This window comes from Rhizobium sp. 268 (genome assembly GCF_036571585.1).
In the GTDB taxonomy this organism is placed as follows: Bacteria; Pseudomonadota; Alphaproteobacteria; order Rhizobiales; family Rhizobiaceae; genus Rhizobium; species Rhizobium redzepovicii.
The window spans coordinates 124,320-137,891 of sequence record NZ_JAPPSO010000016.1; the positions used below are offsets into that span (position 1 = coordinate 124,320).

General features: G+C 60.5%; 10 protein-coding genes. 6 read left to right on the forward strand and 4 right to left on the reverse strand.

Features of this window, described 5'->3' with window-relative positions; all coding sequences use genetic code 11:
* Nucleotides 1–128: 128 nt before the first annotated feature.
* The 5 genes from OS035_RS27330 to OS035_RS27350 all read left to right on the forward strand — a co-directional run bounded on the left by OS035_RS27330 (nt 129) and on the right by OS035_RS27350 (nt 7,875).
* On the forward strand, nt 129–1,037 hold the full coding sequence (locus tag OS035_RS27330; protein ID WP_183777640.1) for an adenylate/guanylate cyclase domain-containing protein: 909 nt from the start codon (nt 129–131) through the stop codon (nt 1,035–1,037).
* Nucleotides 1,038–1,303: 266 nt separating this feature from the next.
* Nucleotides 1,304–2,536, forward strand: a complete 1,233-nt coding sequence (locus tag OS035_RS27335; RefSeq protein WP_097628273.1) for an efflux RND transporter periplasmic adaptor subunit — start codon at nt 1,304–1,306, stop codon at nt 2,534–2,536.
* Complete coding sequence (locus OS035_RS27340) at nt 2,533–5,688, forward strand: efflux RND transporter permease subunit (RefSeq protein ID WP_097628274.1); 3,156 nt, start codon at nt 2,533–2,535, stop codon at nt 5,686–5,688. Before OS035_RS27335 ends, OS035_RS27340 begins: the two co-directional genes overlap by 4 nt.
* A gap of 275 nt (nt 5,689–5,963) precedes the next feature.
* On the forward strand, nt 5,964–6,962 hold the full coding sequence (locus OS035_RS27345; RefSeq protein ID WP_331814263.1) for a flagellin N-terminal helical domain-containing protein: 999 nt from the start codon (nt 5,964–5,966) through the stop codon (nt 6,960–6,962).
* Between the two features lie 247 nt (nt 6,963–7,209).
* Nucleotides 7,210–7,875 (forward strand): OmpA family protein, encoded by a 666-nt coding sequence (locus tag OS035_RS27350; RefSeq protein WP_003593423.1) that lies wholly within the window; start codon nt 7,210–7,212, stop codon nt 7,873–7,875.
* 50 nt (nt 7,876–7,925) lie between these two features.
* Here OS035_RS27350 and OS035_RS27355 read toward each other — a convergent pair whose 3' ends face one another.
* Nucleotides 7,926–8,333, reverse strand: coding sequence for a DUF2000 family protein (locus OS035_RS27355; protein WP_097628276.1), 408 nt, complete (start codon nt 8,331–8,333; stop codon nt 7,926–7,928).
* A gap of 40 nt (nt 8,334–8,373) precedes the next feature.
* On the opposite strand from OS035_RS27355, the gene OS035_RS27360 reads away from it, so the two are divergent.
* Nucleotides 8,374–9,261, forward strand: coding sequence for an AraC family transcriptional regulator (locus OS035_RS27360; RefSeq protein WP_097628277.1), 888 nt, complete (start codon nt 8,374–8,376; stop codon nt 9,259–9,261).
* Between the two features lie 267 nt (nt 9,262–9,528).
* On the opposite strand, the gene OS035_RS27365 is transcribed toward OS035_RS27360, so the two are convergent.
* The 3 genes from OS035_RS27365 to OS035_RS33610 form a co-directional block, all read right to left on the reverse strand.
* A complete protein-coding gene (locus tag OS035_RS27365) occupies nt 9,529–10,494 on the reverse strand; it encodes a nucleoside hydrolase (protein WP_183777642.1) in 966 nt (321 codons plus the stop codon).
* 324 nt (nt 10,495–10,818) lie between these two features.
* Complete coding sequence (locus tag OS035_RS27370; RefSeq protein ID WP_097628279.1) at nt 10,819–11,820, reverse strand: glycine betaine ABC transporter substrate-binding protein; 1,002 nt, start codon at nt 11,818–11,820, stop codon at nt 10,819–10,821.
* A 278-nt stretch (nt 11,821–12,098) separates the two neighbouring features.
* Nucleotides 12,099–13,049: a LysR family transcriptional regulator gene (locus OS035_RS33610; protein ID WP_442967716.1), complete on the reverse strand. Its 951-nt coding sequence runs from the start codon at nt 13,047–13,049 to the stop codon at nt 12,099–12,101.
* Between the last annotated feature and the right edge of the window lie 523 nt (nt 13,050–13,572).

A 13,572-nucleotide genomic window follows, 5' to 3' on the forward strand; every position in this document is an offset into this window, starting at 1 on the left:
TGTGCAATTATCGATGGTAACGAAGACAAAGGCTTAGTAACTTACCGCCGCTGCAATCGCCCATCACTCACCCACATTCCACGTTTGCAGCGACCTTGCGGGAGCAGACAGCGCGGAGACGAGAGACCATGAGTGAAACGCGGCGCAAGCTGACGACGATCTTCTGTGCTGACGTGCAGGACTATACCAGGCTGATGGGGGCCGACGAGGAAGGGACTCTTGCGGCGCTGAAGCGTTGCCGCGAAGCGATGGGACGCCTGATCGAAAGCCATGGCGGCCGTGTCGTCAACACCTGGGGCGACGGGCTGATCGCCGATTTCCCAAGCGTGGTCGAGGCGGTGCGCGCCGCCGTCGATACCCAGAACGAACTTGCTGGTTTCAACGCCCGTCGCCCGGAAGACGGACGTATGCTGTTCCGCATCGGTATCAATCTCGGCGATGTGATCGTCGAAGACGACGACATCTACGGCGACGGCGTCAATATCGCCGCACGGCTGCAGGCTTCGGCTTCGGCCGGCGGCATCGTCATCTCAAGCACCGTCTACGACCAAGTCCGCAACAAGGTCGCGGTCGGTTTTGAGTTTCTCGGGCCGCTGATGGTGAAGAATGTCGATGAAGGCGTGCCGAGCTACGCGGTGAAGATCGGCGATGCCAAGGATGAGACGCCGCCGCCTCGACGACCAGGCCCCCCGCGGCCGCAGCCCGCGGCTCAAATTACCGAAGCAAGCCCGGTAACTGGGCGACGCAGGCTGTTCGCTGTGCTCGGGGTCATCGCGGCTGTACTGATCGGCATCAATCTTTTATCGTGGCAGGGCGTTTTCTGGGCGCGCTTTCCGGTGCTTGCGCTCGCCGTCGTCGCGGCGTTTGCCTGGAATCGCAATCAGACCCTGTTCAACCGGAAGATCACCTCGCTGGCGATCGTGGCGCTCGGCATTGCCGGCATCAACCTCTTCACCTGGACGGGACAGTTCTGGGCGGTGTGGCCGATATTGGGAATTGCGGCCGTCATGGGCTTGCGATGGTCGATGAGGCGGTAGACATTTAGGCCGCATCGGCAGAGATTTTGCATGGCGCCTTGGCCGCCAATCGGCGGTGTTGAAGACACGGCGAGTGTTCGTTCAAGCAAAAGTGAGCGGCCGGGTTATTTCCATTCTTTGCTGATATTACAAATCGGTAATGCCGGCTGCTTATGCTTGCCGGTACGCTGTAAACGCGCGATATTGTCGCATCAGACGGGACCGTCATCCCGCAGCGCCTCTTTCGACCGAGCCTGGTCCAACCTCGAGTCCCTCCGGAGACGTGAATGGCCTTTTGGAAGCAGTTTATACTTTCGCTCATCGTTATTGTTGCCGGCTTTGCCGCGTGGGTTTTCTTTGTCCCGGGCGCCGGCGATATGATGCGAGATGCGGGTATTCCAGACGGCATCGTTTCCAGGATCGCGCCGAAGGCCGAGCAGACGGCGGTTGCCGACGCTCCCGCCCGGTCGCAAGGCCAGCAACGTGGCGAGGGTCAAGGCCAGGGACAGGGGAGCCAGGGACAGGGCGAGAACCGCCGCAATGGCGGCGGGCGCAACGGCGCTATTCTCGTCGCGACGCAGGCGGTCGTCCAGGGTGTCGTCAACGACCGGCTGAACGCCATCGGGACGGGTGACGCGATCCGCTCGGTCGCGGTCACGCCGCAGGCATCGGGGACGATCCGTGAAATCCTCATCAAGTCGGGCGACAGGGTGAAGGCCGGCCAGGTGCTCGCCAAGCTCGACAGCGAGGAGCAGGTGATTGCCCGCGGTCAGGCTGACGTTGCGGTCAAGGCCGCCGTCGAGAAATCCAATCTCTATCACAACATCAAGTCCAGCGTGTCGCGCATGGACGTGTTCGATTCCGAGATCGCCGAGCAGGGCGCCCGGCTGCAGCTGCAGGCCGCCGAGCTCAATCTCGCACGGCGCAACATTGTTGCGCCGATCGACGGTATCGTCGGCATCGTGCCGGTCAATATCGGCGACAATGTCACGACGAGCATCCCGATCGTCACACTCGACGACCGTTCGGAAATCCTCGTCGACTTCTGGGTGCCTGAGCGCTTTGCCAACACGGTGTCGGTCGGCCAGCCGGTCGAGGCGATGTCGGTCGCAAAACCTGGGCAGGTGTTTTCCGGGGAAGTCGAAGCTGTCGACAACCGCATCGATGCGGCGAGCCGCACGCTACGCCTGCGCGCCCGGATCGACAACTCTTCCGACGAGCTGCGCGCCGGCATGTCCTTCAGTGTCAGCATGAAATTCCCCGGTGACAAATATCCGGCGGTCGATCCGCAGTCCGTGCAGTGGGATTCGCAGGGGTCGTTCGTGTGGCTGGTCAACGACGACAAGTCGCATAAGGTGCGGGTCAGCGTCGTGCAGCGCAACCCGGATTTCGTGCTCGTCAAAGCCGATCTCAAGGACGGCGACAAGATCGTGACGCAAGGCCTGCAGCGCGTGCGTGAGGGCGGGGCGGTGCGCGTTTCCGCTGACGTGGCCTCGAATGGTGAGGTCGCCACGCAATGAGTGTGACCGAGATTCATCAGGACAGGGCCTCGGGCAAGCAGAGCTTCACCGCGCTTTTCGTCCGCCGGCCGATCCTGGCACTGGTATTCAATACGCTGATGGTCGTCGCCGGCCTTGCCGCTTACGTCGGCGTCGAGGTGCGCGAACTGCCGGATGTCGATCGTCCCGTCGTCACTGTGCGCACGACCTTCGACGGCGCATCGCCGCAGACGATCGATCAAGAACTGACCAAGGTGATCGAGGGCGCGGTCGCGCGCGTCAGCGGCCTGAAATCGATCTCGTCCACCTCTTCCTTCGGCCAGAGCCGGGTGACACTCGAATTCTCGGATGCGATCGATCTTGCGGTCGCTGCCAACGACGTGCGCGACGCGATCGGCCGCATCACCCAGAACCTGCCTGATGAGGCGGATGCACCGCAGATCGTCAAGGCGGATTCGGATTCCTCGGCGATCATGCGCCTTGCCGTCACCTCCACCAAGCTCAATATGGACGATCTGACGCAGCTCGTCGAAAACGAGGTGATCGATCGCCTTGCCTCCGTTGATGGCGTCGCCGACGTCGAGGAATATGGCGATCAGGAGAAGGTCTTCCGCGTCGATGTCGACCAGGGCGCTTTGGCGAGCCGCGGGCTGACCATCGGCGACTTGACCAAAGCGCTCGACAATGCCGCACTCGACGTGCCGGCGGGATCGCTGAAGAGCAGTACCCAGGATATCGTGGTGCGCGCCACCGCCAATCTGCAGACGCCGGCGGATTTTTCCAGCGTCATGCTGCAGGATCGCGTCCGGCTCGGCGACGTCGCGACGGTGACGCTCGGGCCGCGCGACGGGGAAACCGCGCTGCGATCGAACGGCAAGCCGGGCATCGGCCTCGGCATCATCCGCCAGGCGCAATCCAACACGCTGAACATCTCGACCGGCATCAAGGCCGCCGTCGAGCAATTGTCGAAGACGCTGCCCGAGGGCACGACGATCGCGATCACCAGCGACGACGCCGTCTTCATCCAGGGCGCGATCCACGAAGTGGTGCTGGCGCTGCTGCTCGCCGCCGTCATCGTTACCGCCGTCATCTATCTCTTCCTGCGCGACTGGCGAGCGACGCTGATCCCGGCGGTCAGCATGCCGGTGGCGCTGATCGGCACGCTGGCGGCGATCTACATGGTCGGTTTCTCGATCAACATCCTGACGCTGCTGGCGATCGTGCTGGCGACCGGCCTCGTCGTCGACGATGCGATCGTGGTGCTCGAAAACATCGTGCGGCGGCGAGCCGAAGGCATGGGGCCGCGGGCGGCTGCAGTGCTTGGAACGCGTGAGGTGTTCTTCGCTGTTGTTGCGACGACCGCGACGCTCGCAGCGGTGTTCATCCCGCTCTCCTTCCTGCCGGGACAGGTCGGTGGCCTCTTTCGTGAATTCGGCTTCGTGCTCGCCTTCTCCGTCGGCCTGTCGTCGATCGTGGCGCTGACGCTCTGCCCGATGCTGGCCTCGCGCATGCTGACGAAGCCGATGATCGAGGATCACGGTGCGCTCGGCCGTCTCGGCGGAGCGCTTGCCCGCCTCTATAAATGGGCGCTGCACGGCTGCCTCAACGCGCCCTTCGTCGTTATCCTGTTTTCGGTGATCTTTGCCGGTGCGGCGCTCGTCGCCTTCTCGACGGTCAAGAGTGAGCTGACGCCCGAAGAGGACCGGTCGATGGTGATGATGCGGCTGACGACGCCGCAGGGATCGAGCCTCGAATATACCCGCGACAAGATGCAGCTCGTCGAGGAATATCTGCAGCCGCTGGTCGACAGCGGCGACATTCGCAACGTCTTCTCGATTTCCGGCCAGGGCGGTTCGCTGAATAGCGGCTTCATGGTGCTGACGCTTGCCCCCTGGGGAGAGCGCCAGAGGACGCAGGCGGAGATCGTCGGCGATATCAACCAAGCGGCCTCCAGGGTGCCGGCGCTACGCGGCAATGCTATCTCATCGAACAGCCTGCGCATCCGCGGCGCAGGCAGCGGCGTGCAGATGGCGCTGATCGGCAATGATCACGAGGCGCTGACGGCGGCCGCCGCCAAGCTGGTGCAGGCGCTCGACGCCACCGGCCAATATGATACGCCGCGCCTGACCAACGAACCGAGCCAGGCGCAGGTGTCGGTGGCGATCGACCGCGAGCGTGCCTCCGATCTCGGCATCGACATTACGGGGCTTTCGACGGCGATCCAGTCGCTGCTCGAAGGGCGTTCGGTGGTCGACGTGTTTGTCGACGGCGAGTCTTATCCCGTGCTTTTGACTTCGACGACGCGGCCGATCGACGATCCGACTGACCTTGAAAACGTGTTCCTGAAAACCGGCGACGGTAAGATCGTGCCGATGTCGGTCATCGCCACGATGAAGGAAGGTTCTGTTGCGCCGCAGCTCAACCGCGAGCAGCAGCTCGCCTCCGTCGCGATCACCGCCGGCCTGAAGAATGGCATGTCGCTCGGCGACGCGGTCAAGCAGGTAACCGAGCTTGCGCAGCCGCTGCTGCCGGCAGGTGCACGCCTGCTGCCGCTTGCCGAAGCCGCGACGCTGGAGGAGAATTCAAGCGGTATGGCGCTGACCTTCGGTTTCGCCATCGTCATCATCTTCCTGGTGCTGGCAGCGCAGTTCGAAAGCGTGCTGTCCTCGCTGATCATCATGTCGACGGTGCCGCTCGGCCTTGCCTGCGCCGTCTTCGCGCTCATCATCACCGGCTCCAGCCTCAATATCTACAGCCAGATCGGCCTGGTGCTGTTGGTCGGCGTCATGGCGAAGAACGGCATTCTGATCGTCGAATTCGCCAATCAGCTGCGCGACCGGGGCCAGGATGTGCGCTCGTCGATCGAAAAGGCCTGCGCGTTGCGCCTTCGCCCTGTGATGATGACGATGATCGCCACCATCCTCGGCGGCGTGCCGCTGGTTTTTGCTCATGGTGCCGGCGCCGAAGCGCGCGTGGCACTCGGCTGGGTGATCGTCGGCGGTCTCGGCTTCGCGACGCTGGTGACGCTGTTCATCACCCCGGTCGCTTATCTGCTGCTTGCCCGCTTCGGCAAGCCACACGCTCATGAGGAAGCGCGGCTTCACGAGGAGATGGCGGTCGCCACGCGGCCACGCGCCGTGCCGGATGATGAGCAGTTGCAGGCCGCCGAATAGACTTATTTCCGAATTGACCTCGCCGCCGGATCGCCATTCGGCGGCGTTTCTTATGGTGTATGAAACCTTGCGAAATAAGATAAATTACTTCTGAAGTTTAGCCGTTTGTTAAGCATAAACGGCAATGATCGTGACCAGCAACCGGCTGGTCTTCTTCGTTTCTTGAAGGCTGCATCGCGCTGGAGTTTCCAGCGCCCCCGGACATGAATGTCCGCGCGGCAACGGTTCATTCTTGTGCAGTTTGCGTTTTGTTTGCGTTTTGGAGTTTAGTTCCCGTGAGTATTTATCAGCGCGTCTCCGTGGACGCGGCGCTTCATGTGCTGCGCGATATCAATCGGAATATGACGGTCACGCAAAACCACATCACGACCGGCATGCGTGTCGCAAAAGCCGCAGATAATGGTGCCTATTGGTCGGTCGCCACCACCGCGCGCACCGACAACAAGGCTGTTTCGGCGATCCAGGATGCGCTCGGCATGGCGGCGGCGACGATGGGCACAGCCTATACCGGCGTCGAGAACGTCATCGACGTCGTCTCCGAGATCAAGGCCAAGCTGGTTGCCGCGACCGAAGACGGCGTCGACAAGAACAAGGTCAACGAAGAGATCAAACAGCTGCAGGAGCAACTGCGCAGCGTTTCGGAATCGGCGACCTTCAACAGCGACAATTGGGTGATCCTCAACAATGACGCGACACCGACGCAGCCGCGCCAGATCCCGGCCTCCTTCATCCGCAATGCGGACGGGACGGTCTCGGTCGGTATGCAGAGCTATCATATCGACAACACGCCGGTGGGAGCGACGAGCTCCAAGGACGCGCGCTATTTGATCGACGACCGCGCCACCGGTTCTGGCGAATACGGTGTGCTGACATCGGCCTATTTCGCCACCGAGCTCGGCGCCTCGCAGAATTATGTGCTGATGGAAAGCAAGAACGGCACCACTACCGGGCAAGTGGTGATCTCGCTTTCGGACGCCACGACGCAGGGACAGATCGGCGAAATGATCAGTGTCGTCGATGCCGCGCTGACGCAGTTGACGACTGTCGGTTCGGCCTTCGGCGCGCTGGAGAAACGCATCAACCTGCAGAACGATTTCGCCTCGAAACTGCACGACAATAACACCGCCGGAATCGGCCGGCTCGTCGATGCCGATATGGAGGAAGAGTCAAGCAAGCTCAAAGCGTTGCAGACGCAGCAGCAGCTCGGTCTGCAATCGCTGAACATCGCCAATGCGACTTATGATACGGTCAGGCAGTTGTTCCAGAATTTCTAAGGTTGTGAGCCGCCACCCGCCCTCGTGGTTCAAGACGGCCTTTGGGCCTCTTCACCATGAGGGCTGATCGTCGTGCCTGCTGCCTATAGGCTTGGTCGATCCATTAAAACTGTTGGTATCAGCGCATTCCCGCAACATGGCTCCTATTTCGGGGCCTGAAATTCCCCTATGACGAGAGCATCTTCATTTTCTTGCCGCAATCCTTGCCATTTGCTCGCATCAGCTTCGAACGGAGACCATCCTGTCCATGATCAAGAAATTCGTACTTTTGGCTGTCGCAGCAAGTTATCTCACTGCCTGCACGACGACCGATCCCTATACGGGTGAACAGAAGGTTTCCAATACGGCGGGTGGCGCGGCGCTTGGCGCGCTTGGCGGTGCTCTTGTCGGCGTGGCTGTCGGCGGCGGCGGCCACGGCAAGCGCAACGCAGCGCTGATCGGCGCCGGTGTCGGCGCGCTCGCCGGCGGCGCGATCGGCAATTACATGGATCAGCAGGAATCCGAGCTTCGCGCCCAGCTCGAAGGCACCGGCATTTCGGTTACCCGCAACGGCGACAACATCATCCTCAACATGCCGTCGAACATCACCTTCGACGTCGACCAGGATGCGGTGAAGCCGGGCTTCTATCCGACGCTGAATTCGGTGGCGATCGTGCTGCGCAAGTTCAATCGCACGCTGATCGACGTCAACGGCCATACGGATTCGACCGGCAGCCTGCAGCACAATCAGGACCTGTCGCAGCGCCGCGCTCTTTCGGTCGCCGATTATCTCGGCGGCCAGGGCATCGATCAGCGCCGCGTGTCGGCTGTTGGTTTCGGCCCATCCCAGCCCGTCGCCTCCAACGCCAGCGAGGCCGGCCGCGCCCAGAACCGCCGCGTCGAGATCCAGATCGCGCCGATCACGCAGGGCTGAGCAGGATTTTCCCATCTCTGAAGCGGCCGGGCGGTGCCCGGCCGTTTTTGTCATTGCTGCATCGTCGCGCCCTTAGTGATCTTGTCGACGATCTTCTTTTCGGCCCGTACTGCGATGCCGACCACCTTGGCGTCGTCGGGCGTAAATTCGGCGAAGACGGCCCGGTTGGCGGCGTCATGGCCGGTCGCAAACATCTCCTCGATGAAGAGAGAGGCGGTGACCTCACGGTCCAGCGCGCGACGATGGATGGCTGACATCGTCGTCTCGTCGGCGGAGAGCACGATGATCGGTTGGATCGACAGCGGATTATAGAGATTGCCGGCGCGGTCCTTGTAGGGCTCGCCGATGATTTCGGGATGCCCGCCGGCGATGCCGGTCATCAGGAAGGCGGTAACGTTCAGCTTCTGCCAGCCAGCAAGATTGTTTCGCAGGACGACGGCAATTTTGGTATCAAACATCGGACAGTCTTTCACCTCGGGTTATGGAGTATCGGGCGCGTTGAGCCAGGATCTACATCCGCAGGCCTTCGAAGGTCTTGAACGTTTGTGCGCGGGACCATCCGGCAACGCCATCCTGGCGGCCCCTGCCTTTCCCGGTATCGAGCGTATCGAGGCGCAGTTTTTAGGCAATGCCTTCGAGCCGCATCGACACGACACCTATGCGCTCGGCGTGACACTGAAGGGCGTGCAGACTTTCGGCTATCGCGGCGCGCGGCGCTTCAGCCTGCCGGGCCAGGTGATCGTGCTGCATCCCGATGAGGAGCATGATGGCGGGGCGGGGACCGAGGACGGGCTGCAGTATCGCATGCTTTACCTCGAACCGTCGCTGCTGCTCGAATGCCTGGAGGCCGATGGCGTCGGCCTGCCTTTCGTCAGAGAACCTGTTATCGGCGATCCAGCGCTGGCTGGCGTGCTGCTTGGCGCGCTCGGCGAACTCGACCGCGAGTTGGACGAGCTATTCGTCGACGACTTTGTCTCGAGGGTGACGGGCGGGCTGTCCAAGCATGCGCTGATGCCACGCCGGCCGCTCGGCAGCGTCGCCTGGCGGCAGGCCCGAGCGGCGCGGGATTATCTCGAGGCGCATGCGTCCCGAGCGGTACGCTCAGGCGAGTTGGAAGCGGTCACGGGGCTCGACCGTTTCGCGCTGTCGCGGCATTTCCGGGCGGCCTTTGCCACCAGCCCGCACCGCTATCTGCTGATGCGGCGGCTGCAGCAGGCCCGGGCGATGATCGGCGCAGGAGAGGGAATTTCCGACACGGCGGCAGCGACCGGCTTTGCCGACCAGAGCCATCTCAACCGGCATTTCAAGAAGGCCTACGGAATGACGCCCGGCCAGTGGGCCGCGTTGGCATATAACCCCGGAAGTCGAGGGCGATTTATGCGCTAGTCTGCCGTGCTCGGCGGCACGCAGCGGCCGCGGCAACCCGCTCGAAACCACGATCGAAGCGGCGCGGGCCGGCGCCACCGTCGGCGAAATATCGGACGCCATGCTGCGCGAGGCCTTCGGCGATCATGCCGCGACGCCCGAGGTCATCGCGGGCGTCTATGGCGAGCCTATCAGGGCGAGGTAGAGCTCTTAGAAAGCTACAAGGCGCACGGGCCAGCTCTTGAACAGTCGGTTCGTGGCGCTTCAACGTGCGCCACCGGGTAACATTCATCGACCATCACCAATCCGGGACAATGAGCGCCTCCCGGTTTCTTCAAGAGCTTGGGCTAACAGTCCGTAGAAGGTGTCGTTATCGGCCGCTGTCAACCAAAACGCATTGGCCGCGCGCCCGGTCACGCCGTTCATGTCGACGATCGTTTGGCCATGAGTCAGACCCCGGGTAGTATCGATCTCGACATTTACGTCTTTGCCGACAAACATCTCGGGGGCGAGAAGCCAGGCAATGACAGCGGGATCGTGGACGGGCCGAGGCTTCCCAAGCTTTATGTAATTCTCATAAAGGGTCAATAAGCCCTTCAAGCGAGGGGTGATCGCGTTGTTCGCAGACGTCAACCGGTTGAGTTCCCGCTCAGTCAATAGCAGCTTCGATGTGATGTCGAGCGAAACCACAGTCTTCGGTACGGGCGCGGCGAAGACCCGCGCCGCTGCATATGCGTCCACGAAAACGTTGAACTCGGCTACGGCGTTCATATTCCCGCCCTGTGACGCTCCGGCCATAAGAACGAGGCCATGCAACCTGCCAGCTATTTCGGGGCATTTTGCGATCGCCAAGGCAACGTTAGTCAGTGGCCCGAGCGCACAAATCGTGATGGTGCCCGGTGGGTGGGAATTCACGGTGTCGATTATCCAGTCAGCGGCAAACTCCGGCCGGGGATGCGTTGTCGAAGTGGGCAAATCCCATCCTTCGGTTATCGCCGCACCATGCAACGCCTCTGCGGTGACCAGCCCCCCGAGAATTGGAGCAGCGGCCCCCACAAACACCGGGACGTCTTCGCGTCCAGCCAGCCTCAGCACCTTCAGCGCATTTGCGGCAGTTGCCCTGACACCAATGTTTCCGCAAACCGCGGTGATGCCCAAGACCTCCAGTAACTCATTGTTGGCAAGAGCCATGAGGATTGCCAAGGCGTCATCTTGCCCTGGGTCAGTGTCGATAATGATGGACTGCTTGGACATCGGGGATTGCTGCAATTCTTATTGGAAATCGTTCTGCGCAAATCGCTACGCAGACGCCGTAGGGATCATGGTAGCGATCAACTGGCGAAATGAGACGCTGCCGACCACCGTGCCAGAGTGGTCAACGACATCGGCAAACTCAACATTGGAGGTCGAAATGCGTAAAAGAGTAGGGCCTTTGGTTGGTGTGGCGCCGGATTCCGTCCGGCAAACCGAGGCGAAGCCTTGGCGCGTCCGATCTCGAGGAGCCTCAAATCCAATGGCTTGCGTAAGACGGGCCACCGAGCGTGGTTGGTGACCCGCAGGTTCCTTACATAACCGCTGCTAGAGCGCAGCCTTGACTTTCTCGGCGACCTCCGGCGCAAGCCAGGTCGTCCAAACGCCCTGGTTTTCCTTGAGGAAATGGAGCGCGGCATCCTCACCCTTGGCCTGGTTCTCGTTCATCCACGCCAAGACCTTGTTGATCGCGGTAGCGCTCAGTTGGCGCTTTTTCAGGTATTCGACAACCTCGGCGTTTTGATCCAAGAACGGCTTTGCCACGAGCGTCTTGATGTTGTCGGACGCAGTCCACGAGTTCGGCTTTGGATCAGTGCATTCCGCATTTGTGGTGCAACGTTTCCATTCTGAGGGATCGTGTTGGACTCCCAGGTCCACTTTGACCATGTCGTAACGGCCGAGAAGTCCTGTCGGGGACCAGTAATAGGCGATGATGCCTTCCTTCCGCTCGTACGCACGCGATATCGCGCTATCGAGGCCTGCGAGCGAACCCGGATCGATCAGGTCGAATTTATGTTCGGCCATTTTATTGGCCTTATACAGTTGCGCGGTGATGATCGTCGCGCCCCAGCCCGGTGCGCCATTGTAAATCGCGCCGTGATCGGGGTTCTCCGGACTTGCGAAAAGCTCAGGGTGCTGGAGAACGCCCGCGAGGCTGGCGAGGGCGGCGTCCTTCTCTACCATGTACTTGGGCACCCACAGCCCCTGATTCCCGGCGTCGGACAAGGGATCGGATACGGCTACGATTTTACCGTTGTCCACGCCGTCCTTATACAGCGCGGGAACAACATCCACCGCGCCTTCGGGAATGATGTCCGGCTGCCCTTTCTCGATCATGGAGGTAATACCTGGGACAGTGTCGCCTGCCACCAAATTGGCATTGCAGCCGAAACCATTGTTGAGAATAAACCTGTCCATCGCGGCAAGGAATTCCGCCGACATCGAACTCATGTCGGCAATAGTCACGTCGCCACATTCCGCGCTTTGAGCTTGCTGAGAGGCGAAGACGCCCATCAGACTCACCACCGCGATACCTAAGAACCTATTCATTTTTCCTCCACGGGATAGACAAAGTGACGCTGATAAAGGAGCCTGAGCGGAAGCCTATCGCTATTAATACTTGGACAGGTTGAGCGGACATTCACCGCCATGGAAGTCAAAATACTCTCCCGCACCGCGTTCTGACCCCTCTTGAAGTATTGATTTGCGGGGCTCAAATAACTAGCGACCAATTATCTATCACCGGAATGTCCGCTCGTATCGCGCAAAAAAATCAACGGGAGTTAACGTAGCCGCACGAACTCCGTCAGGGCCTCATGGGTCATTTCCTAGCTGTGTACGGACCGTTTGGCTTGATCACAAAGCCAAGACTTAAACCTTCGGGCTGGATCGGAGAGCGGCTTCCGATCACTCCACGCTACACAAAAGCCGATCGGATCAGTCAACGACAGGTCCGAAAATCGAACGAGCTTTCCCTGATCGATCAAGGGTCGGACCATGGCGTCCCACCCGAGTGCGAGGCCCTGGTTGGCCTCGGCGGCGGCCAACAAGACAGTGTACTTGGCAAACCTTGGCCCTCTGAGACCATGGCAGGTTATTGACTTGGCTTGAAAAAAGTCTTGCCAGCGTGGCCAGTTCGGACTTGTCCACTCAAGGTGAAGCAGGGGAAGTTGCCACATGGAGGAGACTTCGAAGTCGTTGTGCTGGCCGGCGAAACCTGCTCCGCAAACCGGATATATGATGTCATCGTAAAGTGGCTCGCTCTTTTCGTTGGGCCAAGCTCCGTTAGCGGGCCGAATGAACAAATCTACTTCCGCATTTCGATAATCACCAACCCTATCCGGTATAGAGTAGTTTATGGTAATTCTAGGGAATATGCTTGTAAACTGATGTATTCTTGGCATTAACCAAAGTATGGCGAACGCTTCTGTGCATGCCAATGTTACGCTTTCCTCCGGTTCGTCTGTCGTTATTGTCCGGATTGTCTCAGACCATCTTGAAAAACTCGAGGAGATTTCCGCGAAAAGAGCGTGAGCTGCGGCCGTTAGCTGCACACCGTCCTTGGCGCGAATGAAAAGCTTTATCCCCAATTCGTCTTCAAGCGCCTTTATCTGGCGGCTGATTGCACTCTTCGTTACATTCATCTCGTCGGCAGCTCGACTGAAGCTCGCGTGTCGGGCAGTGGCTTCGAAGACTGCCAAGCTCGTAAGTGGTGGCAGGCCGTAATATTTCCTGACGATCGTCGCTATCCTTCTGATTGCGTTCTGATTTCCGGACATTGGGATGATACTGCTTTTTTCCGGAATTGTGTAGCAAACGCTACTACAGAAAGGATGGCTATCTGCTTGCGACCGGATGCTTCCTTCGAACTTCCGATTTTACCTGACACTGCGGACGCCTCGTCATGGATGGTGTGAGACGGCGATGATCGATTTCGAACCCAAGGTGTGCAGCATTACCTTTGATACCCACGAGGCGCCGCTCGACGCGTGCATTTCGGGACTCGGTATCGGCCAAGCAAGCCCTGAGTTGCGCGTCGGACAGCTCGTCGTAATCTGCCCTCATCTGAACCCGATCGTGGGGGGTCTACGAAATAGCCGGCGCGCCGACTCACCGCGACAACGATATTCAACAGATGGCTGATGGAGCTGAGGTTCCAGGCGTTGCCACCTCGCGGCGATGGCTGAAGGGGCTGCCGCCTGGTTGGAGAGTCGTGGGGGGGGGGGGGGGGGGGGGGGGGGGGGGGGGGGGGGGGGGGGGGAGGGGGTGTGTAGGGCGTGCTGTATGGGAGGGGGGGTTGGG